The 20,890-nt window shown below is 63.8% G+C and carries 22 protein-coding genes and 3 pseudogenes; 16 read left to right on the plus strand and 9 right to left on the minus strand.

Features of this window, described 5'->3' with window-relative positions; translation table 11 throughout:
- Nucleotides 1–16: 16 nt before the first annotated feature.
- Both istB and istA read right to left on the minus strand, forming a co-directional pair.
- A complete protein-coding gene (gene istB / locus LDB29_RS25665; protein ID WP_054944222.1) occupies nt 17–784 on the minus strand; it encodes an IS21-like element helper ATPase IstB in 768 nt (255 codons plus the stop codon).
- Nucleotides 781–2,235 (minus strand): IS21 family transposase, encoded by a 1,455-nt coding sequence (istA, locus tag LDB29_RS25670; protein ID WP_218036328.1) that lies wholly within the window; start codon nt 2,233–2,235, stop codon nt 781–783. Before istA ends, istB begins: the two co-directional genes overlap by 4 nt.
- A 144-nt stretch (nt 2,236–2,379) precedes the next feature.
- Between istA and LDB29_RS25675 the strand changes: the two genes are divergently transcribed.
- The 9 genes and pseudogenes from LDB29_RS25675 to LDB29_RS25715 all read left to right on the plus strand — a co-directional run bounded on the left by LDB29_RS25675 (nt 2,380) and on the right by LDB29_RS25715 (nt 11,458).
- On the plus strand, nt 2,380–3,324 hold the full coding sequence (locus LDB29_RS25675; protein WP_257558346.1) for a group II intron reverse transcriptase/maturase: 945 nt from the start codon (nt 2,380–2,382) through the stop codon (nt 3,322–3,324).
- Nucleotides 3,312–3,710, plus strand: a complete 399-nt coding sequence (locus LDB29_RS25680) for a zincin-like metallopeptidase domain-containing protein (protein WP_373886393.1) — start codon at nt 3,312–3,314, stop codon at nt 3,708–3,710. The genes LDB29_RS25675 and LDB29_RS25680 overlap by 13 nt, the downstream gene beginning before the upstream one ends.
- Before the next feature lie 156 nt (nt 3,711–3,866).
- Nucleotides 3,867–5,213, plus strand: a complete 1,347-nt coding sequence (locus LDB29_RS25685) for a site-specific integrase (RefSeq protein ID WP_257558347.1) — start codon at nt 3,867–3,869, stop codon at nt 5,211–5,213.
- Nucleotides 5,210–6,997: a hypothetical protein gene (locus tag LDB29_RS25690; protein WP_257558348.1), complete on the plus strand. Its 1,788-nt coding sequence runs from the start codon at nt 5,210–5,212 to the stop codon at nt 6,995–6,997. The genes LDB29_RS25685 and LDB29_RS25690 overlap by 4 nt, the downstream gene beginning before the upstream one ends.
- Nucleotides 6,994–9,156 carry an integrase gene (locus LDB29_RS25695; RefSeq protein ID WP_257558349.1) on the plus strand — a complete coding sequence of 721 codons (2,163 nt, stop codon included), beginning with the start codon at nt 6,994–6,996 and terminating at the stop codon, nt 9,154–9,156. The genes LDB29_RS25690 and LDB29_RS25695 overlap by 4 nt, the downstream gene beginning before the upstream one ends.
- A gap of 169 nt (nt 9,157–9,325) precedes the next feature.
- Nucleotides 9,326–10,192: an ArdC family protein gene (locus LDB29_RS25700; protein WP_257558350.1), complete on the plus strand. Its 867-nt coding sequence runs from the start codon at nt 9,326–9,328 to the stop codon at nt 10,190–10,192.
- 372 nt (nt 10,193–10,564) lie between these two features.
- Nucleotides 10,565–10,801 (plus strand): annotated as a pseudogene (locus LDB29_RS25705) (zincin-like metallopeptidase domain-containing protein); the annotation flags it as partial.
- A gap of 57 nt (nt 10,802–10,858) precedes the next feature.
- Nucleotides 10,859–11,221 (plus strand): hypothetical protein, encoded by a 363-nt coding sequence (locus tag LDB29_RS25710; RefSeq protein ID WP_257558351.1) that lies wholly within the window; start codon nt 10,859–10,861, stop codon nt 11,219–11,221.
- A 30-nt stretch (nt 11,222–11,251) separates the two neighbouring features.
- On the plus strand, nt 11,252–11,458 hold the full coding sequence (locus tag LDB29_RS25715; protein ID WP_257558353.1) for a hypothetical protein: 207 nt from the start codon (nt 11,252–11,254) through the stop codon (nt 11,456–11,458).
- A 198-nt stretch (nt 11,459–11,656) separates the two neighbouring features.
- Here LDB29_RS25715 and LDB29_RS25720 read toward each other — a convergent pair whose 3' ends face one another.
- From LDB29_RS25720 to LDB29_RS25735, 4 genes are all read right to left on the minus strand, one after another.
- The gene (locus LDB29_RS25720; protein ID WP_257558355.1) at nt 11,657–11,782 is read right to left on the minus strand and encodes a hypothetical protein; all 126 of its coding nucleotides are present in this window, start codon (nt 11,780–11,782) and stop codon (nt 11,657–11,659) included.
- 593 nt (nt 11,783–12,375) lie between these two features.
- Entirely contained in the window at nt 12,376–12,870 is a 495-nt protein-coding gene (locus LDB29_RS25725) for a hypothetical protein (protein WP_257558357.1), read from the minus strand.
- 189 nt (nt 12,871–13,059) lie between these two features.
- Nucleotides 13,060–13,302, minus strand: a complete 243-nt coding sequence (locus LDB29_RS25730; RefSeq protein WP_257558359.1) for a Crp/Fnr family transcriptional regulator — start codon at nt 13,300–13,302, stop codon at nt 13,060–13,062.
- Nucleotides 13,295–13,684: a cyclic nucleotide-binding domain-containing protein gene (locus LDB29_RS25735; protein ID WP_257558361.1), complete on the minus strand. Its 390-nt coding sequence runs from the start codon at nt 13,682–13,684 to the stop codon at nt 13,295–13,297. Before LDB29_RS25735 ends, LDB29_RS25730 begins: the two co-directional genes overlap by 8 nt.
- A gap of 57 nt (nt 13,685–13,741) precedes the next feature.
- Between LDB29_RS25735 and LDB29_RS25740 the strand changes: the two genes are divergently transcribed.
- The 4 genes and pseudogenes from LDB29_RS25740 to LDB29_RS25755 all read left to right on the plus strand — a co-directional run bounded on the left by LDB29_RS25740 (nt 13,742) and on the right by LDB29_RS25755 (nt 15,863).
- Complete coding sequence (locus LDB29_RS25740; RefSeq protein WP_044663343.1) at nt 13,742–13,984, plus strand: hypothetical protein; 243 nt, start codon at nt 13,742–13,744, stop codon at nt 13,982–13,984.
- Nucleotides 13,985–14,298: 314 nt separating this feature from the next.
- Entirely contained in the window at nt 14,299–14,943 is a 645-nt protein-coding gene (locus LDB29_RS25745) for a hypothetical protein (protein WP_257558365.1), read from the plus strand.
- A gap of 358 nt (nt 14,944–15,301) precedes the next feature.
- Nucleotides 15,302–15,556: an antitoxin gene (locus LDB29_RS25750; protein ID WP_257558513.1), complete on the plus strand. Its 255-nt coding sequence runs from the start codon at nt 15,302–15,304 to the stop codon at nt 15,554–15,556.
- A pseudogene (locus LDB29_RS25755) lies at nt 15,553–15,863 on the plus strand (type II toxin-antitoxin system RelE/ParE family toxin). Before LDB29_RS25750 ends, LDB29_RS25755 begins: the two are co-directional and overlap by 4 nt.
- Before the next feature lie 239 nt (nt 15,864–16,102).
- Here the strand turns inward: LDB29_RS25755 and LDB29_RS29470 are convergent.
- The 3 genes and pseudogenes from LDB29_RS29470 to LDB29_RS29480 form a co-directional block, all read right to left on the minus strand.
- Complete coding sequence (locus tag LDB29_RS29470; RefSeq protein WP_373886394.1) at nt 16,103–16,324, minus strand: hypothetical protein; 222 nt, start codon at nt 16,322–16,324, stop codon at nt 16,103–16,105.
- Nucleotides 16,321–16,806: a DEAD/DEAH box helicase family protein gene (locus LDB29_RS29475; RefSeq protein ID WP_373886400.1), complete on the minus strand. Its 486-nt coding sequence runs from the start codon at nt 16,804–16,806 to the stop codon at nt 16,321–16,323. The genes LDB29_RS29470 and LDB29_RS29475 overlap by 4 nt, the downstream gene beginning before the upstream one ends.
- Nucleotides 16,798–17,384 (minus strand): annotated as a pseudogene (locus tag LDB29_RS29480) (restriction endonuclease subunit R); the annotation flags it as partial. The pseudogene LDB29_RS29480 and the gene LDB29_RS29475, both read right to left, overlap by 9 nt.
- A 202-nt stretch (nt 17,385–17,586) precedes the next feature.
- Between LDB29_RS29480 and LDB29_RS25765 the strand changes: the two are divergent.
- The 3 genes from LDB29_RS25765 (at nt 17,587) to LDB29_RS25775 (ending at nt 20,606) form a co-directional block, all read left to right on the plus strand.
- Complete coding sequence (locus tag LDB29_RS25765) at nt 17,587–18,477, plus strand: hypothetical protein (RefSeq protein ID WP_257558515.1); 891 nt, start codon at nt 17,587–17,589, stop codon at nt 18,475–18,477.
- A gap of 147 nt (nt 18,478–18,624) precedes the next feature.
- Nucleotides 18,625–19,308, plus strand: coding sequence for a hypothetical protein (locus LDB29_RS25770; protein WP_257558367.1), 684 nt, complete (start codon nt 18,625–18,627; stop codon nt 19,306–19,308).
- Between the two features lie 878 nt (nt 19,309–20,186).
- Nucleotides 20,187–20,606 (plus strand): antirestriction protein, encoded by a 420-nt coding sequence (locus tag LDB29_RS25775; protein ID WP_257558369.1) that lies wholly within the window; start codon nt 20,187–20,189, stop codon nt 20,604–20,606.
- Nucleotides 20,607–20,890 lie beyond the last annotated feature (284 nt).

A 20,890-nucleotide genomic window follows, 5' to 3' on the forward strand; every position in this document is an offset into this window, starting at 1 on the left:
CGGATGGTCTTTTCTGTCAGGGGTTGGAGCGTGCCTTGCGCGCCTGGCTTTGGGCCAGACGATAGCTCTCTCCGTTCATCTCGAGTATGGAGACGTGGTGGGTAAGCCGGTCGAGGAGCGCGCCTGTCAGGCGCTCGGAGCCGAACGTTTCGGTCCACTCGTCGAACGGCAAGTTGCTGGTGATCAGCGTCGAGCCGCGCTCGTAACGCTGCGAGATCAGCTCGAACAGCAGTTCCGCGCCGGTTTTCGAGAGCGGCACGAACCCCAGTTCATCGATGATGAGGAGCTTGTATCCGGCCATTTGCTTGTGGAGGCGCAGAAGGCGGCGTTCGTCGCGTGCCTCCATCATCGCGCTGACCAGCGCGGACGCGGTGGTGAAGCCGACCGTCAGGCCCTTCTGGCAGGCGGCAAGGCCGAGGCCGATCGCCACATGGGTCTTGCCGGTTCCCGAGGGACCAAGGGCTATGACGTTCTCGCGGCGGTTGATCCAGTCGCAGCGTGCCAGTTCCAGCACCTGCATCTTGTTGAGCTTGGGGATCGCGGCAAAGTCGAAGCTGTCGAGGCTCTTGGCGGCCGGGAACTTCGCAGCCTTGATCCGGCGCTCGACCATCCGGCGTTCCCGGTCGATCAGCTCCAGTTCGACAAGCCGGGCAAGGTAGCGGACGTGATCTGCGCCCTCGGCCGCGCATCGCCGGGCCAGCTTGTCATGCTCGCGCAGGAAGGTTGGTAGCTTGAGCGTCTTGAGGTGGCTGGCCAGTAACAGCTCGGGGGACGGACTGCTCATGCCGCATCCTTCGCATCGCCCGAGAGCAACTGCATGTAGGAGCGCGCCGATGTCGTCTCCACCCTGGCTCTGGGCAGATAGGGATAGATCGCCATGTCCAATCGGGGTGGTCGGCGCTCCACCCGGCACAGCAGGAGATGCTTCACGGCATCAAAGCCGATCGCCCCGATATCGAGAGCCTGCTTTACGGCCGCATGCAGATCGGCAAGCGTGAAGCTCTCCAGCAGACGCAGCACCTGCACATACTCGCGCCGACCATGCTTGCCCATACGAGCTTCCATGAGGCGGCGCAGCGTTGCAAACGCTTCGGGCAGGTGCCAGCCTTGCAGGGGCGCTGCCTGATCGAGCGCATTGATCTTCTGTTCGATCAGGGGAAGGTAATGGATGGGATCGAAGATCACGTCCTCGCGCTCGTAGCTGCGCACATGACGGGCAATGACCTCGCCCCGGCAGCCGATCACCACCTCGCCGACATAGCCCCGGATCCATACCTCCTGATGGCCGAAGCGCACCGGCACCGAGTAATCATTGGTCCGGTAACGCACCAGCGCCTGCGACGAGACCTGGCCGCTGGTCTGGTCACAAGCCTCGAACGGGGCAGCCGGCAGTTCCTGCATCGCCGCCAGATCGCGCTTCAGCCTCTCGCCGATCGTCTCGCTCTCGCCCCGCAGCCGGTCGTTCTGACGCTTGCGGCATTGCTCCTCGAGCCACAGGTTGAACGCCTCCCACGTCGCGAACCGGGGGATCGGCACCATGAAGTTGCGGCGAGCATAACCGACCAGCCCTTCAACACTGCCTTTGTCGTTCCCCCTGCCGGGACGGCCGTAACGATCGCGGATCAGGTAATGCGACAGGAAGCCGCTGAACAGCCGGGCGCGCTGCCTCGTGCCGTCGGGCAGGATCTTCGAGACCAGGCAGCGGTCGTTATCGTAGACGATCGACAGCGGCACCGCGCCGAAAAACGCGAAGGCGTGCACGTGGCCGTCCATCCATGCCTCGGCAACGGCAGCGGGATAGGCGCGCACGTAGCAGGCGTCGCTGTGCGGTAGATCGAGCACGAAGAAATGCGCCTTCTGCACAACACCGCCGATCTCGACCATGGCCTCACCAAAATCTGCCTGGGCATGGCCGGGCGCATGCGCCAGCGGCACGAACATCTCCCGGCTGCGCTGCTCGCGCTGTCGGATGTAATCCTTGATGATCGTGTAGCCGCCGGTGAAACCGTGCTCTTCGCGAAGGCGGTCAAATACCCGCTTCGCCGTATGACGCTGCTTGCGCGGAACCTGACGGTCACCATCAAGCCATGCATCGATGATCGGAACGAACGCTTCCAGCTTGGGCCGCCGCACCGCCGCCGTCCGGCGGTAACCGGGGGGCTCCGAATACGACAGCATCTTGCGGACCGTGTCGCGCGATACGTTGAAATGCTTCGCCGCCTCACGCTGGCTCATGCCGCCCGCGCAAGCAAGACGCACCTTCAGGTAAAGATCCACGGTATATATCTCCACGCCCTCCCTGCTCGCGCAAAGAAGGCAAAGTGGACGACTTTTACGCCGCCCGCAGCAGCACTTCGCCGCCGCCACCGTGGTCTAATTTTGCACCGCCGTTCTCACCAGTTGATGGACGAGGTCAGGGTCTTCCTGACCGACACCCTGAAGCTGGAAATGTCTGCCGAGAAAAGTGGAATCCGAAAAGCCACGGACGGGGCGCGGTTCTTAGGATACGAGGTCTGCACCAGCACCAACCGCAATCCGCACAAGGCGATCTTCTATGGTCGATCCACCTTGCGGCGCGGCTTGGCTGACCGGCTGCGGCTCCGAGTGCCAAGGGACCGGGTGGTCCGGTTCGTCAATGATAAGGGCTGGGGCGACTATGAAGCCTTCCGCCCGCGTCATCGGCCCGCGCTGCGCTTCGCAAGCGACGTGGAGATCGTCCTTGCCTACAATGCCGAATGGCGCGGCTTTGCGAACTATTATGCTCTAGCTGACGACGTGAAGCGCAAGTTGAATAAGGCCGGTTACTTCGCCTTGTTCTCCTGCGTCAAAACCATCGCCGCCAAGCATAGGACATCAGCTCGCAGCGTCTTCGCCAGACTGCGGCGTGGGATGGACTTCTTCATCCGCTTCGAGGTGGGAGATGAACCCCGCGCGATCAAGCTATGGCAGTTGAAGGACCTGCGACGACATGTCCGATCGTGGGGCGGGATCGATAATCCCCGCTCCGCCCAGTTCGTGTTCAGCAGAACGGAGCTGGTCGAACGACTCAACGCCCGCCAGTGCGAGCGTTGTGGTCGGGATGACCTTCCCTGTGAGGTCCATCACGTCCGCCGGGTCGCGGAGATGCAATATGCCGGGCTGTCCCGCTACATGCGGTCGGCACGGCAGAGCAAGCGTGCGGTCCTCTGCGTCGCTTGCCACAATAGCATCCACGCCGGTCAACCAACCGACCGCCAACGGCGGATAGCACGCAGTCGTGGAGAGCCGGATGCGCTGAAAGGTGCACGTCCGGTTCGGAGGGGGGCCGAGCAATGTTCTCTCTGAGACTTTGCCGGCCTACCCTACCCGACCAGGTGGACGGATTGCCCGCCCATTTCTATGCGCCTACTGAACCGGATTCGCCGACCCTCCCTTCGTTGCGACAGCACGCGATCGATGCTTTCTTCGCCGCAATCCCGGCAGAGGTACGCCACGGCGGCAACCAGGCCTATTTCACGCCCACCTTCGACTATATCCAAATGCCCAGCCGTAGTGCCTTCCGCAGCATGGACCTCTATGCCTCGACCCGGTGCCATGAGACTGTTCACTGGTCGGGCCATGCGAGCCGCCTCGCGCGAACCTTCGGCAAGCGGTTCGGCGACCGGGCCTATGCATTCGAAGAGCTCGTTGCCTTATCTGGACAGTCTGCGCCGTCCGCAACATTGCAGTAAGGTCGGCGATGGACGCCCACGGTAGGCAGTTATCAGGCTGGCCGTAGCGCTGACCCAAGAGCTGGCGGAGGCCAGCCTGATAGCTGCCGGGCCATAGGGCGCAACGGTGCGAGGTCAGCTTCCGGGTGGGGGGTCCGGGGGGAGGGTTTCGCGCCGGTGTCGATCATTGTCTGCGAGCGCCGCGAGGCCAAGGGTCTCGATGCGCATGTGCCGCTGATCCTGCGCGGTGACGCGCTCTATGATCCCGATCTGGATCGCTTCTTTCTCGACCTGCCGCTGTCGGGGGTCCGCTCGCGGCATTCGCTTCGCGCCTATGCCTATGATGTCGCGGTCTGGCTTCGCTTTCTCGATGCCTGCGGCAAGACCGTGTGGACTGCGACCCGCGACGATGTGGGCGCCTATCATCGTGAGCGACGCCGCGACGAAGCCGATCACCGGATCACGGCGGCAAGCTGGAACCGGGCCGTCGCCAGCCTCGATCGCCTCTACCGCTGGGGCGAGCAGCAAGGGCTGATTGCCGAGGCACCGTTCAGCCGTCGCGCCGTGTGGCGACCGGCGCAGGGTGGCCGTCGTGGCATGATCGCGGCGCGCAACGACGCCTATGAACGTGTCGCCAAGCGGTCGGATGTGCGGTTCGTCACGATGGACGACTACCGCATCTTCCGCGAGGTCGGCCTGCGCGGCCTCACCCCTGACGGCACCGAGCGCCCCGGCGCTCGCGATCGGAACGGGCTGCGCAACGCGCTGTTCGCCGACCTTCTCGTTACCACCGGCCTGCGCCTTGAAGAGGCGTCGGGCCTGCTCGCCGCCGAGCTCGCAGCGATCGACCGCGGCGACGGCGACGCCCAACAGCTTTGGCTGCCTCTCCCACCACCGCTCACCAAGGGCGACCGGGGACGCAGCGTTCTGGTCCCGCGCCGGCTGCTTCGTCAGATTGCCGCCTATGTCGCCGTCGAGCGCGCCGCGGGTGTGGCCAAGTTCGCCGCACGCGGCGGCGCGGCCAGCTTCGAGCGACCGATCCCTGTCACCCGCGCCGGTCTCGACCACATGCGCGATGTCTGCACCCCGGAGGAACGATGCCGCCTGATCCTGTGCAACGAGGATGGAACGCCCCACGAGCCGGCGGCGCTATGGCTGACCGAAGTCGGGCAGCCTGTTCGCCCCAACTCGTGGGAGGTGATCTTCACCCGCGCCTGCAAGCGGTGCGAGGAGAACGGCTTCCCGCTGTCGATCAGTCCGCACCAGCTTCGTCACACCTTCGCAGTCCATATGCTCGCCTTGCTGATCCAGCAGCGGCTGCGCGAAGCGGCATTGCCGGCGGGGCCGGTGGAGAGTTACCGGCTGATCCTGGGCGACCCGCTGCAACAGGTGCAACGCCTGCTCGGTCACGCGAGCCTCACCACCACCTATATCTACCTCGACCATATCGCGACCCGCGCCGATACGGTGGACGCAGCCGTCGAGGAGCTGCTCGCGCTGCTGCCGGGACCGCAGGGCGCATGAGCGGGCGTCCCCGCAAGGGTCGGCCCGTCGCCTTCGCACCGATCGCGCCGGAGCGACCGCAGCCCGATCCGGTGCTCGGCCTCAAGTTCACCATCGAGGCGCGGCATGGCGGGACGGTCCTGATCGATATGACGGGGCTCGATCCTCGCCCACTCGCCATCGCCTTCGCCGGCGCGCTGCGTCGGTCAGCAGCGCTCGGCGGCCCCATCGGTGCGGCCAGCGTCATCAAGCAGTATGTAAATGCTTACCGCCTGTTCTTCGCCTGGCTTGGCGATGAAGCGCTGAACGTGGCTAGCGTCGGCGACCTGCGCGCAGTCCATATCGATGGGTTCGCCTCCGTGCTCGAGCAGCGCGGGATGGGCGCGATCCACCGGCACATAACGGTCGGCAAGATCATCAACACATTGCGCGCGATCGAGGCCGACCGGCCCGATCGGATCGCGCCCGACCTGCATGAGCGGCTGCGCTATACACTGGCTACTTCGGCGGGCCGCTCGACCCCGCGCGATGCTTACAGTCCTTTCGTCGCCCGCGCGCTGCGCGACGCCGCGCGGGCCGATGTCGAAGCGATGTTTCGTCGTCTCGGCGCCGACGACCGGACCGATGGAGGCGACCCTGTAATCGCCAGGGCACGCGCCGATGTCGAAGCGATCATCGCACGCCATGGAGCTATTCTAACCGACCGCGTCGAGGTGCGCCGCCTCTATTTCATGCGCCTGCGGCGCGGCCTGCCGTTCAGCACGCTCATCGACGATCTTCATGGCCGGTATCATCTGCTCGCGCGTGATCTGCCGGCGCTGCTCGTGTTGCTCACGCTCGATACCGGTCTCGAGCCCGAGTGCCTGAAGGCGCTGACCGTGGATTGTCTCACCAACCCCCATGCCGGCACGGTGGAGCTGCGCTATCTGAAGCGCCGCGCCCGCGGTGCCGAGCACAAGAGCATGCGCGTCCGTGACGGCGGTGGCGGCACGCCTGGTGGCCTTATTCGTCGCCTGATCGACGTCACGGCGACCGCCCGCAGGTATCTGACCGACGACTGCCTCTGGGCTTACCATAACGCAGGCGGCCTCCGGACAGGCGTCGCTCACCCCACGGAACGTATCGCTGCCTGGGTGGCGCAGCATGCTATTGTCGACGATGACGGCAAGCCGCTCCACCTGCTGCTCTCCCGGCTGCGCAAGACCCACAAGGCGCTGTGGTACACCAAGACCGAGGGGCATATGGCCCGTTTCGCGGTGGGCCACTCCCGCGAGGTCGCGGCGCGCCACTATGCCGATCTGCCGTCGCTCCGGCCCTTGCACGAGGCTGCCATTGCCGATGCCTTTCGGGAAGCGGTCGCCGCCGCGATGCCGACCGTGCTCCCGCCCACCGCCGAGCAGGCGCTGCGCGCAGCGCCCGAACAGGCCGCGCCGCTGATGCAGCCGGATACGGTGGGTCCGTTGCTCGACGGCGAACAGGATGTCTGGCTCGCCGCCTGCGCAGGCTTCCATAGCAGTCCCTTCGCCGAGCCCGGTTCGCCCTGCGCGCAGCCCTTCTGGGGGTGCCTCGATTGCCCCAACGCCGTCATCACCGCGCGCAAGCTCCCCGCGATCCTCGCCTTCCTCGCGTTCGTCGAAGAGCAGCGTCGGAGCCTGCCGGCGAGCGACTGGGCGGCCAAGTTCGGCCGCGTCCATGCCCGCATCACCGCCCAGGTTCTGCCGGCCTTCTCCGATGCCGTTATCGCCGATGCGCGTCGGCAGATGGCGAGCGAGCGGCTCTATCTGCCGCCGGAGGCACGCGTATGACCACGCCCGCCCATGCCCGCGCACCCGCGTTCGACGATCGGCCCGTGCTGGCGAGCGCGCCGCTCAAGGCAGGCCATGCCCGCGAGGAGCTGTCGCGCGTCGGCGACCCGAGCTGGGATCTCGGTCCCGCCGTATTCCGTGAGAACGCCCGGCGCTGCCACGTCACCGTGCATTTCGACGTGCTCGAACATCCCGACGTGCAGGCGGCGATGCGCGCCTATCTCTACGCCCGCCTCAACGTCGATCTTCCCGGCTACCGTCCCAAGCTGCCGCCGGCGAGCATCCGGCAGGCATTCAACCGCGCACGACGGTTCTTCGCCTTCGCGCGCTTGACGCTCGGACGGCTCGACCTTGGCCGCATCGATCACGCGCTGGTCGATGCTTACGCCCGCCATCTTCGCGACGATCCCGCGCGGCGACCCGTCATAGTCGGCCACCTCCTCGAAGTGGTCTCCGATCTCTATCACTATCGTGACCACCTCGCTGGCGGAGGCCTCGCATTTGAGCCTTGGGGCGGACAGTCGCCCGCCCGCGTTGCAGGCTACCGGCACGTCCGCGAGAACCGGACCCCGCGGTTTCCGGAAGAGGTCATCGCCGCGCTGCTCGCCTGGTCGTTGCGCTACGTCACCGCCTTCGCCGGCGATATTCTCGCGGCCCGCCGTGAGCTTGATCGGCTCGAAGCGCGCCGGGATCGCCTTGTCACCGCCGACGCCGGCCTCCCGGATGCTGATCGCCGGCAACGTCGCCGCACCCGCCTGAAGGCCTATTTCGATCGCCGACGCCGCGAAGGGCGCGGCGCACCGATCTGGGGCACCGCTCATAACGGCAAGCTGCGCGTCGATCCCAACACCGGCACCGTGACCCCACCGATCAACGCCCATCTCCTGCATCTCCATGCCGGGATCGACGTGCAGACCGAGCCAGGCGCGCATCTCATGCTGACCGGCGGTGAAGCGAGGCTGATCGACGCAGTGGCGACCGAGCTGGGGGTGGAGGTCGGCGGCATGGACACGCCGATCTCGATCGACCCCGAGAGCGGTCGGCCATGGCGCGAACGCTTCGACGCGAAGACTCTCGCACATGAGGAACGGATGCTCCAGGCCGCAGCCTACATAGTGTGCGCCTATCTGACCGGCATGCGCGACTGCGAGGTGCAGGCGATGCGCCGCGGTTGCCTCACGATCGCGCGCAGCGAGGACGGCCTGATCGAGCGGCATCGTATCCGATCGACCATCTATAAGCGCCGACGGGCCGTGGGCGAGGCGGCGAGCTGGGTGACGATCGAGCCGGTCGCAGACGCGATCGCGGTGCTCGAACGCCTGTCGGCAGGACCGGCGCGTGCCAGCGGCAGCGATACACTCTGGCCGGTGCTGCGTCCGAGCGCCGTCACCAAGACGCATCTGTCGAGCGAGGTGGTCCGCCAGCTCAACGCCTTCCGCGACCACCTCAACACCGCCTTCGGCAGCCCCGATGCGCCGATCATCCCATCCGGTCCCGATGGCAAGCCATGGCGCATCACGACGCGGCAGTTCCGGCGCACGATCGCGTGGCACATCGCCAACCGTCCGTTCGGCACCGTCGCCGGCATGATCCAGTATAAGCACGCCTCGGTCGCCGCTTTCGAGGGCTATGCCGGCACCAGCGCATCGGGGTTTCGTGCCGAGGTCGAGGCACAGCGCCGGCTCGGTCAGACTGACGATCTGCTGGACTATTTCGACCAGCGGCAGGGCGGCGCATCGCTCGGCGGTCCGGCGGGACCGCGCATCGCGCGGACGCTCGACGATGCCGCCGTCAGACAAGGGCCTTTGCCCGCCATGATCGCCGATCGCGCCCGCCTGCGCGTCATGCTCGCCAGCGTCGCGCGCACCTTCCATGTCGGCCCGCTCGCGGATTGCTTCTTCGATCCCGCGACCGCGCTCTGCCTCAAGCGCGTGACGACCCCCGATCCCGCACAGCCGCTCACCGCCCTGTGCGAGCCGACCCGCTGCCCCAACGCCTGCATTACCGCCCGCCATAGGCCGGCGTGGGAGCGTGCAGCCGCTGATGCCAAGGCGCATTTGCGCGAGCGGCGCATCTCCGATCTCCAGCGTCAGGCGCTCCAGCGCGAGCTCGATCGCCTGACCGCAGTGATTGCCGGGATCGATCCTCCCGCGCCGTAGACCGCCCCGGCTGTTGGCGGATTCCTGCGCCGGTCGGCGCGCCCGCGCAACGGCTTCGCCGTCCTCCGCTTCGCTGCGGCCCTGGCGGGTGCGCGAGCCCCCCTGTGCCCGGCGCGAACGGGCCTCCGCCGCCGGGGATGGTCCCCGGCGCGAGAACGGAGAACAGATCATGCCAGCCTCACCACGTGTCGACGTCTACGCTCGCGTCACCGACGCGATCGTCGCCGTCATCGAAGCCGGCACCGGCACCTGGCGCATGCCGTGGCATCATTCCGGCGCCGACGTCACCCGCCCGACCAACGTCGCCAGCGGCAAGCCCTATCGCGGCATAAATACGGTCTCGCTCTGGGCGGCCGCCTATGGCAGCGGCTATACGAGCGGGGTCTGGGGCACCTATCGCCAGTGGCAGGCGCTCGGCGCGCAGGTCCGCAAGGGCGAACATGCCAGCCTCGGCGTCCTCTGGAAGGAGTTTCGCGCAAAGGGCGGCGAAGCCAGCGACGATGATGGCGACCACCGACGGCTTTTCGCCAAGGCGTTCAGCCTGTTCAACGCCGATCAGGTCGATGGTTATGCGCTCGAACAGGGGCCGGTCCTGCCCGAGAGCGAACGCCTCGCCGCCGCCGAAGCCTTCATCGCCGCACTCGGCATCGATACCGTCTACGGCTCGGCCAGCGCCTATTATCACATCGCCGAAGACCGCATCCACATGCCGGATTTCAGCGCCTTCCACGACGCCCACGGATTCTATGCCACCCATATTCACGAGGCAGCTCATGCCAGCGGCGCAGCCCATCGGCTCGACCGGGATTTCAGCGCCAAGTGGACCAGGCACGCGCTCGCCATGGAGGAAGCGACCGCCGAACTGACCGCATCGTTCCTGCTCGCCGATCTCGGGATCGCGCACGAACCGCGACCCGATCACGCGGCCTACATTGCCTCCTGGCTGCAACTGCTCAAGGACGAGCCTCGGGCGATCTTCACCGCGGCGAGCAAGGCGCAGGCGGCAGCCGACTGGATGCACGCCCAGCAGCCATGATCCAGCGGCGACCAAGGCTGAGCGGCCGATCCCCAGCGGGCTCGGCCGCTTCGTCGCGCGCAGCGATGCGCGGGCTTCGCCCGCTCACCAGCGGACGCCGCTGGCGCGGCGGCGCTGATTATTGGGCCTCCCTCGATGCGGGTCTGGTCGGCGCTCCCTGCTAGGCCCGCCACGGCGCGCCGCAAGCCCGGCTTCGCCGAGCTGCTCCATTTCATTTCGCCCCTCCGGGTGCGGCCCGCCGCTACAGCGGGCCTCTCCGGTCGTTCTCGCCGCCCACCCCCGCTTCGGGGGAGCCATGGGTTTTGGGCAGTGCTGGAGGCACCGATGGTTTTCACCTTCCAACCGCCATTTTTCGCTGGACTGTCAGGATATGTAGCCGAGATCGGGGCAGGGCTGTGCTGCGCCGATCTTGGATTGCCAAACATCCTGCACGATAGCCATGCAAGCTATGTCGGCCATTGGCTGACGATCCTGCGCGGCGACAAGACCGCGATCATCCACGCCGCAGCAAAGGCGGAGCAGGCGTTCGCCTACCTCAAGAGCTTCGCCGCCAAGGATGGCGTCGCCGATCGCTCTGAGCCGGAACGTGCCGTCGCACCGGGCGCCTGACCGGCTGCGGCGACTACGCCCTTTTAACCCCTCGAACCAGAAGGAAGGATCGCCACTATGGGATGGCTCTTCATGCCGTTCAGCTCGATGGGCGGCCACAAGTCGGCCAAGGCCTATCTCGATGCCCAGCTTACCTGCGAGCGTACCCAGGAAGACGGGATCAAGCGTGGCCTGCGCGTGCTTGCGTCGTCCTGCCCCCGCAATCGCACCTATTATGCCGCTGCCCAGGAGCTGGTCGATGACGTGCCCGGGAACGTCTTTGCCGTTGTCTGTCTGGTGCGCTGGAACCCGCGGTCCAGTGACGGCCATCAATTCGGCTATAAGGACCTGAGCGAGAATATGGGGCCATACGAAAGCGACATGGAGCGTGCCTGGTCGATCATCCCGGTCACACGAGTGCACAAGACGGTGTTCGCCTGACTGTCACTCCCCTATGAAATGGATCATGACATGATACGCGCCGTCGATACGGGGAGCCTGTCACCCAAGCGCCAGATGCTTTGCAGCCGGGACAATGCCATGCGTGTGGCAGAGCAGATTTTCGACCAGTCCCTGTGCAGGGTAAGTGTGTTGAGCACCGGCGATCCATTGCAGCCCTATCGTGTGTCGACCAATCCGGAGGTTTTGGATCGCATCATTCTGGAGATGGTCGCATGACATGGTTGACCATCGGCGTCCTACCGAATTCATCAGCAATCGGAATGGCACAGCGTCAGGGCTTGCTTCTCGCACAGGGCCATCTACACATGGCATTTTGTGCACAAGGGCGATCTCGATCGCATGGATCGGTGCCTTCTCTATCATCGCTTCGAAAGGCAGCGGTTCACTCCGCCGATACCCGGTGCATCTCCTGGGTCACTCTCGGTCATCGCCTTTACGGCGGGCATTCTGCCGGTCGTGGGCACGGCCGCCCGCGATGGTGACCCCGAAGAACAGGATCAGCAATAATATCGAAATGACGACGATTGCGACAATGGCCATGCTTGGCTCCTTTGCAAGTATTTGTGATTGCTAACGCATATGCGGGCCTGATTCCGCTGCCGTGGCGTTTGGCGCGCAAGCCCGTCGGACCGTCAGCAGCAGCCATCCCACAATATGTCCGTGAGCGCTCCGCGGTGCAGGCTCTTTGTCGCCAGGCTCGAGCGCTTGCTCATGACTGCACCGTTCCGAATTTTTTCTCGCGTCAGGCGGACAATTGTCGAACGGCGACACCATAAAATCCGGCACATGAAACTCCCGCAGGCTGCCACCGGTTCGAGCAGGCTTGCTCAGCATCATACAAAACTCACTTCATGGTTGTTAAGAGTGAGATTTGATGCATAAAACATCATGCGACAGGAGTTGTTTCTCTTGAGGGGGCTTCAAGCCAGCGGCTGCCGAAGTCCGCCTGCGCCTGCCTGCGAGATGCCTTGCTGGCACTGATGAATTCGACGCGAGGCCGCGTGGTGTTATTTTGGCAGGGGGTCTGCCACAGAAAAATATGTCGGTGCGGCCAGGGGGCATTCGCTCAATAAACGAAAAACGTGGATCGTCCCCTTCGCTGCTGCAACGCAGTAGCCTTGACCCAAGCCGCTTCAGCCCTCGAGCGCAGGATCGATCCACCAGGATCGCCCCAGCGGGAAATCTTCGTCCATCGAGACCATTGGCCCATCGGGTTCGTCTCCCACATAGGGCGAGCGCAAGGGGCGAATGCGTACCCGACGCTGGCGCATCTGGCCGGCGACACGGCCCCGTCCTTCCAGCACATCTTCCAGCCACATGAGGTCGTCGAGCATTTCGACCACGCCGCGGCCCGCAAGACAGAAATAAATGCAGCGCTGGAAATCATCGCCCGTCGAATTGCTGAGGATGCCGACAAGCTTCCGCTTGCCGCCATGCTCACCTTCATGAATCCAGCTCACCGCCTCACGCAGTTCGCGTACCGAATAATAGGCGTCCTCCACATGAATGCCGATTGCTGCATTCGCGATCATTCGGCGCGACGGTGTGTTCTGCTCGTCGAGGGCTGCATCGCGCAGGGTAATGTCGAGATCGAATTGTGCGAGGAAAAGGCTCTGGGCATGAGACATGGCTGATTTCTCCGTGTAATGAACATATCATGAACATTTGCCCGGTCAACAAGCTTGATCGCGAGCCTCTCAGTTTCCCGAAATTGCGGGTCCGCAGCCTCTGCCGAGATGATGTGGATGCAGGTAATTCGGACTGAACTCGGCAACCTCGCACAGACGGGCCAAGTCCAATATGCGTATGGTGTTTTGCTATCTGTCGAGCAATCCATCCTCCCTGAAGCGCTTCATCACGCGATTGACGTGCACGCTCGTCAGTCCGACGGCATCCGCCAGGTCCTGCTGCGTGAGCGGCAGATCGAAGCGATCCTCCTCCGCGCGACCCATGATCCTCAGTCGCTGGTGCAGTTCACATAACAGGTGCGCCGTGCTTGCATAAGCATCCTTTCGCCCACCGTTGACCAGCCAACGGCGCAGGATCGCCTCATCAACCAAGGTAGCACGCCAAGAAGCTCGGGTGAGCAGTGGCGGATCGGGTGATAGAACCGATCGCTGTCTTGTCGACATAGCCCACCATGGAATCCGTGATAGCCACGATGCTATGGTCCATGGCGGCCAGTGTCGTTACATGTATGTCACAAAAATCACCCGGGATGAGGCATGCGGTTATTCTACGATCGCCGTTGGCGGTGATTGAATAACGGGCTGCCCACCCGTCGATAATGAGGTGAACATGCTGCGGATCGGTCCCTTCCGAGATAATGTCGTGCGCCTTCGGCGTCGTCATGGTCGACCGGCAAAGGGAGTTGGCACGCTCCTCTTCCTGCTCCGTGAGATGCTCCACGGACCCCAGTTTGAGAATGAGCGGACTTTTCAACGGATAATCCGGCCTGAGTTACTCAGCCAATATTCCATATGCAGTATATACCTCACGATGGCGCGCTATTATTTCCACGTGCGTGATCGTTCGGGCATTTCCCTTGATCCAGAAGGGGTGTTGTTGCCAGATTTCGCGGCCGCGCGCGATTATGCGATCGCCGGCGCGCGCTCGTTGATCTGCGAAGAGATCAGTCGTGGTGTACTGGATCTTGGCGGTTCGATTCAGATCGCAGATGAGCACGGTCAAACGATCTTCATCCTGTCGTTCGACGAGGCTGTTTCGCATCCCGAGGATTAATCAGTCAGTCGCAAGACACGGCTGCTTTGAGGGCGCCCATGGACGTGGCGGACGCCCACGCATGGCATAAGCTTCACGGACGTTGCCGTGATTGGCGCCCATCTGGTCGAACCATCCGTCACAAACTGACCCGGAGAGGGTGCCCGCCACCTGTCGGTTCTCCGTGTTTGCGCCTTGGCATGTCGCCGGCGGCACCGGAACGGTGGCTATCAAGCGTTCAGCAGGGGATGGCGCCATTCAGGCGGTACCCGGGAAAAAGGGGAGGGGGAAGGAGTGCGCGGGCGAATGAACCGCTCGAATTTCCGGAGGACCCCATGAGCTACGATGTCACCTTCCGCTACAGCCAGGCCTTAGACCCGAGCGCACTTGTCACGATTGAGGCCTCGCTCCACGCGATCCAGGCCGCCATCACCGATTGCCGCAATGCCGGGCTTCCTGTCGAAACCGACCCCGCCGTCATTCTGCTTGTGCGCCATCTGTCGCAGATCGGCGCACAGCGGACCGACGACGCGGATCTTCGCCGCGCCTGCATTGCGCAGGTCGAAGAACTTCGCGGCAGGCCGATGCTCAAGATCCTGGCGCTCCGTGGGGTCGCCTATGATGCACCGGCCAAGCGCCTCTTCCATGCCCAGGGCCGGACGGCCATGCGCCGTCTTGCAGCAGCTCTTGCCCTCGAGGATGGCAGTTTCGACATTCGCTCAAACAAGGCCGGTCCCGCCGTCTCGGGCGATGTTACGCTCCACGGAGAGAGCATCTGGGTCCAGCTGTCGCTTGGTCCGTTCGGACCTGGCCGCGAGGTCTGCTTTCGCAAAGTGCAGGATCGGCACGACCATATTGGTCAGCGCAACTATTGGGCGTCGGTTCGGGATCTCCTTGAGCCTGAGCAGTTCGCAACGCGCATTCGTCAGGAATTGAGGCTTCCCGCATCTGCCCCCGACGCGCCGCGCCTGGTCGCGTGATGCACACCCACGCCGCGAAGTTCGCTACGCGCAGCAGCTGCATCACGACCTCAATCTTTCATCCTGGAGCCCGGTCGCGCGCGTCGTTTGCATGGGCGGCGCTCGGCGCTCGGCGCGCGGATTGGCTACGCGAGATCGGAGTCTTCCCATGAACCCGACCGCTTTTCCTTCGCCCCTGCGGATTCCCGATACCATCCAGATTCACCCGCCGCCACCGGTCGTCCTTGCATATGGCATGGGCGTCGACAGCACTGCCCTGCTCTGTGGAGTATCGATAAGCGATTCCAGCCACGGTAAAGTGTGGGCACAAACCCACATTTGTGCTAATGTGCCTCTACTAGGATTTCGTGAGGTTCCCATGAGTCGGCTGACTATCGATATCACCGAACAGCAGCACCAGAGTCTGAAGGCCTTGGCCGCTTTGCAGGGCAAAACGATCAAGCAATATGCGATCGAACGGCTTTTCCCCGGCGACACGAACGCCGATCAGGCTTGGCAGGCGCTAAAAGCGCTCTTGGGCGAACGAATCGCCGAAGGCCTGGCGGGTGGCGTTTCCGCCAAAAGCATTGGCACGATCCTGGACGAGGAACTCGGCGAGGATAGTCGAGCTTGACCGCTCCTTATGCTTTGACGGCGGCGGCGGAAGACGATTTGCGTTCGATCATCCGCTATACGCGCAAGCAATGGGGTGACGCGCAGGTACGATCCTATATTGCCAGCTGGAACGTAGCATCGTCCACCTGGCGACCGGCCAAGGCCCGTTCAAAGAGATCAGCGAGCTCCACCCGGCGCTCCGCATGGTTCGTTGCGAACATCATTATATCTTCTGCCTCCCGTGCGAACATGAGCCGACGCTGATCGTCGCGATCTTTCATGAGCGCATGGATTTGCTGATGCGGTTAGAGAGCAGGCTCACTTAGGCGGTTCGCGGCAGAGACGTCGCCCGCAGTAAAACACCGGCACGCTCGCGGCCGCGTCCGATCACTCGATCGTGTAGCCGAGCGCGCGATAACAACCTGCCGTTTTGCCGCCATGCGCGAGAGCAGCGGAACGGCGTCGTCAACATAGTCGTAGACCCGTACGTCGGTCGTTCCTACGTGCCGGCGATGTAGGCGCCCAACATATTGAGCAAGCGTGCCCCGTCACGAGATCGGCATGGTCAGGAACAGCGTATCGAGCCGATCATCGTCGAACCCCTCGCCGATGTAGCGGCCTGTGCGAGGATGAGCCGCTCCTCGCCATAAGGGACGTTCAGTGCCGTCTCTGATGCCTTTCGGTCCGTCGCGCTCATGCCGCCACGCAGCACCGCCAGATTTCGCACGAAGCGGCATAACCGGCTTTGCAGATATTCGAGATGATCCTTGCGCTCGGTCAGGATCACCGGATCACCGGCGACCTTTTCGCCTCAAGTGCACGCAGCACATCGTCAAAGATCAGATCGTTGCGGGCTTCATCCTGCGCGAGGGCGGCACAAACCGCAGGCATTGGCGGCCTGTCCATGATCGTCAGCGGCTTTGGCAGTTGGAACGCGGTATGGCGCTGCCGAACGCGATGGGCGATGCCCCGACGGACCGCTTGTGTTCGAGCATCGACCCGGTGGCGGATCGGGCCGCATTGCATGAAGATGATCGGCTGATGTCCGTCCTTTCGCGCCACGGTAGCGGACAGGCCGAGAACGAACCGCGCCTTGGCGCGCCTGGCGACAAGCTCGAAGCTCGCCGGGGAGAGGTGATGGCATTCATCGACGATGAGATGGCCATAGTCGCCAACCAGATCTGCAACCTCACCGCGCCTGTTTCCCCGACGGCGAGCTCGCCCCTGCAACGGCAGCGCGATCAGATTGCCGAACCCGCCGAGCGGCATGGTATCCTGGCTCGGGAAGAGGCGGTCATAGGAGCCGAACCCGATCTCGCGGCGCCGCTCCATCGTCTCGGTCAGAAGTGACGCGCCCAGGGCGCGGGCGGTCCGTGCCGGCACGGCATCGGCAAAGAAGATCCAGACATGGCCGCCATTGCCCGATCGGGATCGTTCCAGCGCTGCGGCACGCCGCGAAGGCGGCAGGTTTCCATCATGGCGAGCGCATCCTCAGACCAGCTTGCCTTGTCGAAGTCGGCCGCGAGGAACCGGCAACTCTCATCGGCCAGCAGCGGGTAGACACCCGCAACGAAGTCGCCCGCGTCGGATCGCGAGGACGCGCCGCCGCGCAGATGCCGGTCGATCATCTCGTCCGTTACCGGCAGGAACGCCTGGTGCGCGCACTCGCCGCACTTGACGCGGGGCTTGCCGCAAAGCCCGCGTTTCCATTCGTTGCCGCAGGCGAGCGCATAGCCGCCGCGCCCGGTTTTCCGATTCTCCCAGCGCAGCGGGAGGACGTCCTCGCGCCCGGCGACCAACCGGCGGAACAGAGCGACCTTGGCGCTCGTCGACGATGTCGCCGTCACTGGTGCGTTGGGGAACAGCGAGGGGGAATCCGCCTTTCGAGTCTTCGGCCAACTACCAGCCCGTGCACGATCTTCGTCCCGGCCGTTCCGCCGGATTTCGGGCGAACCGCACCGCCGCGTCAGAACGCGAACGGGCTGATTTGTCGGTCACCCCGGCATCCACTACTCTCCTTACGGGAACGACTCGAATTGCCGGTTCAGTATAACTGCTTCCGCAAAGGGCGCTAATCGGTTCTGCTCAGACCTACTTGCCGAACTTGAAAGCCGCGGCACTCCGCCTAACCTCGTGCTAAGCGCCGACACGGGTGTCGAGAAGCCCGAAACTTACGACTACCAGGTCATGATAGCCGCCTGGATGGCGGCGCGCGGCATTCCCTATGAGATGGTCCGCTATGTGCCCCGACGCTTCAAGCATCGGCCGCCTTATTACGACATCCTCGCCAATGTCCTCACCAACGCGACCCTGCCGAGTATTTCGCTTGGCGGCAAATCCTGCAGTCTGAAATGGAAGGCGGCGCCTCAGGAGAAGTTCCTGAAAGCCTGGACTCCCGCCAAGACCGCCTGGTCGCGCGGTCAGAAGGTCGTCCGTCTGACCGGGTTCGACGCCTCACCGCAGGACACCCGCCGCTACACCCATGCCGCCTCGATCACCAACGACCTCTTCGATACCCGTTACCCTCTGCGCGAATGGGGCTGGGACCGCGCCCTTTGCACCGCGCGTATCGAGGCCGTCGGACTTCCCGTGCCGCCCAAGTCAAGTTGTATCATCTGTGGCGCCATGAAGCCTGACGAAGTCCGCACGCTGCCCGCCTGGTGCTTGCGGCTCATCGTGCTCGTCGAGGCCCGTGCCGCGCCGCGCCTTCGCACCGTCGAGGGTCTTTGGCGCCGTTCGACCAGGACCCGCCCAGGCCGAATGACCGACTTCATCCGCGCGGAGGCGCTGCTGCCCGAGACCGAGATCGACGCGATCATCCGCGATGCGCCTGCCGATCTCGTTCGCTTTCAGGACATCGCCGCCCTCGTGCCCCTGGCCGAGCGGCCTGCCTTGTCCGACTGGCTGGAGACTTTCAATGCCGGTCGCCTCACGAGATGAAGCCATTGCACCTCCCGGGGACCGGGCCTGCGCCGATCGTGTGCAATATCCTAAGGCCTGAGCACTACGCAACATTTCCCTTATCTTCCATGGTCGTCTGTGTCAGGATTTTCCGTGCGCGCGATAGTCCCACGGATGAACGGATACATGAAAAGGCTTAATATTGCCCATTCCGAATGGCCCGAGCAGCAAGGCGGATTGATGATCTGCGGCTACGAATGGGGCGGCGATGGAGCCGCCAACGCCGGAAGCTCCGTCAACGACACGATCTCATGCACCTTCGTCAACAAGGAGTTGCGCTATGGTCCTGAGGCGCTGGATTGGCCCTATGACAAAAGGATCAGAAAATGGTTCAGCCTGTGGGGCTGGCCGCTCGACCATGAAAACCCTGGACCGTTTGAGAGATCCATAATCCAGACGAACTGGTGCGATACCCAGAACCCCCGGATGAACGGTGATTACACGCTCCTGTGGCAACCCGAGCAAGCCGCGAACTTCATGGGTCATGTCGCCTATTTCAGACCGCGCATGATCCTGTTTATGGGAAGCAAACTGATCGACGCGTTGCAAGCCCCGGAAACCCTTGAGAAGTTCGAGGGCGTCGTTGGCAAATGCGTGAGCCCCTGTAGGACGGTTCAGCGACCGTTCGACGGAATCCGCTTCAAGGTCGGATATCAGAGCTTTGAGCGTTGCGAAGTTACCTGCTTCCCTCATCCCAGCGCGTCGCGGGGCCTTAGCGACAGCTATATCGATCTCTTTTCCACCGAGATCCGCAGTCGCCTGAACAGCTATGCAGCCCGGTTCAGCGCGCCCTTGTCGGCCGGAACCTGATCCCGCGCGTTGCCTTCTCAGCGATGCGGCACCCAGGTGAACGACGTTGCGCTCAACGACCGGCGCCTCGATCTCCAGTGCCTTGGCATACTCGATCAACAGACGAGGATATGGCTGTCATTGTCGATGACTGATCGCATGCCCCGCCCGATGCGGCAATGGCGGGCGATGACGTCGTTGTCGTTGCCGACCAGCAGGAGGTAATAGGTCCGGGGCCGGTTCGAGCACCGGCGCTATGTCCATTGGTTTCCATTCCCCGGACAGATCTTCGATCGTCAACCCGGCCTTGCCGAGATTGGCGGAGCGCGAGCAGATTAACCAGTTGGACCGACTGCGCAGGCACGATCCGGTACTTGAGGCTCGTGCCCCCTTGCGTTTGCAGCACCGACGCGGCGCGAGCTGCATAGACTGAGCCCACCAGCTTGGTGCCATCTGCGGGATCGACCAGGCGCAGGCTTTTGGTCGCCAGCGGCGCGCGGCTCGCACCCACCCTGCGTGGCATCGGGCACGAGCGTCAGGAACCAGGATGCGTCGAGCGGGCGGATCTCGCTCTGCGTGGCGGTGCGACCGGGCCGGCCGCCATTCGCCCAAGGCCGTGTATCCCGTGCTGTTCGACCCGCGCACGCTGCTTTTGTGTCTCCACAAGTCCTGCGACAGCGCCGCCACACAAATCGCCGAGAAGCTCTTCTCGTTCACCAATCCAATGGAATCGACCGCTGCCATCCGCATTCGCGTTATAGTATAGCCGAACCCGTCCAGGCCCTGGCTTTTTCATCCATGCAGCGCCTCGGGCGTGGACAAGAAGAGAGGGGGTGAGGCCACAGGTCCTCCGGTGCGAGTTCGCCCGCAGGCCATTCCCTCATACCAGGAGCCCTGCCATGTCACTCCCCATCAGCGCGCCAGAAGCCGTCACCATCGTGCCCGAACACCGGCGCAGCGCCTTCCTGCCGGCTCTCTTCGGACGCTGCCATTTCTTCATGGCCGAGACGATGGTCTACAATTTCCTCAGTCTGCTCTCTCCTGATTATCGCGGTGGCTACTGGAAGTTCCTCGAAGCTGGCGGCCGCCCGCTCTATCTCGCACCTGCGGGGCAGGAGACCTACCGAATCTGCTGCCAGGGCAATGGCTATACAGGCATGCTGTCCGCAGACGGCGCCGGCATCGTCGCCACCTTGTTCACCTTCTCGCATCTCTCGTTTGAGGTCGAGGACGATCACATCGTCGAGGTCTTCCACAGGCCGCGTGACTTCGCGGGCGACCACGTCGAGGCGACGGAGATATTCAGCGCCATCGACTGATATGACGGTGGCGCATGACCCGAAGATCGTGCGTGTATCGCCGGCAACCCGCTCAATCTCTTCCAGGCGCGCCACGTGGTCGTCGTCGAGATCCCCGGCGAGGACAGCATGGCCTTCACCATCAAGGCCGGTGTCACTACCGTTTTCCCTGCCGGAAATCCCATCCGTGTTCCGGGATAGCAGATTCCCGGCCATCGGACGCGATCTTCCGTCCCCCCTGCTTCAACGGTAACCCGTCAACGACACAGCTCATGGACGGACACCCGATTTGCGCGGAAGACGCA

The sequence above is a fragment of the Sphingobium sp. CFD-2 genome (genome assembly GCF_024611135.1).
Taxonomy (GTDB): domain Bacteria; phylum Pseudomonadota; class Alphaproteobacteria; order Sphingomonadales; family Sphingomonadaceae; genus Sphingobium; species Sphingobium fuliginis.

What these genes read in the sequence shown, in the direction of transcription:
- istA (WP_218036328.1), bottom strand. Translation starts at nt 2,235, where the DNA reads ATGAGCCAGCGTGAGGCGGCGAAGCATTTCAACGTATCGCGCGACACG.
- LDB29_RS25770 (WP_257558367.1), top strand. Translation starts at nt 18,625, where the DNA reads ATGAAAAGGCTTAATATTGCCCATTCCGAATGGCCCGAGCAGCAAGGC.
- LDB29_RS25720 (WP_257558355.1), bottom strand. Translation starts at nt 11,782, where the DNA reads ATGGCCATTGTCGCAATCGTCGTCATTTCGATATTATTGCTGATCCTG.
- LDB29_RS25775 (WP_257558369.1), top strand. Translation starts at nt 20,187, where the DNA reads ATGTCACTCCCCATCAGCGCGCCAGAAGCCGTCACCATCGTGCCCGAA.
- LDB29_RS25725 (WP_257558357.1), bottom strand. Translation starts at nt 12,870, where the DNA reads ATGTCTCATGCCCAGAGCCTTTTCCTCGCACAATTCGATCTCGACATT.
- LDB29_RS29475 (WP_373886400.1), bottom strand. Translation starts at nt 16,806, where the DNA reads ATGCCGCTCGGCGGGTTCGGCAATCTGATCGCGCTGCCGTTGCAGGGG.
- LDB29_RS25740 (WP_044663343.1), top strand. Translation starts at nt 13,742, where the DNA reads ATGGCGCGCTATTATTTCCACGTGCGTGATCGTTCGGGCATTTCCCTT.
- LDB29_RS25680 (WP_373886393.1), top strand. Translation starts at nt 3,312, where the DNA reads ATGTTCTCTCTGAGACTTTGCCGGCCTACCCTACCCGACCAGGTGGAC.
- LDB29_RS25710 (WP_257558351.1), top strand. Translation starts at nt 10,859, where the DNA reads ATGGGATGGCTCTTCATGCCGTTCAGCTCGATGGGCGGCCACAAGTCG.
- LDB29_RS25700 (WP_257558350.1), top strand. Translation starts at nt 9,326, where the DNA reads ATGCCAGCCTCACCACGTGTCGACGTCTACGCTCGCGTCACCGACGCG.
- LDB29_RS25745 (WP_257558365.1), top strand. Translation starts at nt 14,299, where the DNA reads ATGAGCTACGATGTCACCTTCCGCTACAGCCAGGCCTTAGACCCGAGC.
- LDB29_RS25750 (WP_257558513.1), top strand. Translation starts at nt 15,302, where the DNA reads ATGAGTCGGCTGACTATCGATATCACCGAACAGCAGCACCAGAGTCTG.
- LDB29_RS25715 (WP_257558353.1), top strand. Translation starts at nt 11,252, where the DNA reads ATGATACGCGCCGTCGATACGGGGAGCCTGTCACCCAAGCGCCAGATG.
- istB (WP_054944222.1), bottom strand. Translation starts at nt 784, where the DNA reads ATGAGCAGTCCGTCCCCCGAGCTGTTACTGGCCAGCCACCTCAAGACG.
- LDB29_RS25695 (WP_257558349.1), top strand. Translation starts at nt 6,994, where the DNA reads ATGACCACGCCCGCCCATGCCCGCGCACCCGCGTTCGACGATCGGCCC.
- LDB29_RS25690 (WP_257558348.1), top strand. Translation starts at nt 5,210, where the DNA reads ATGAGCGGGCGTCCCCGCAAGGGTCGGCCCGTCGCCTTCGCACCGATC.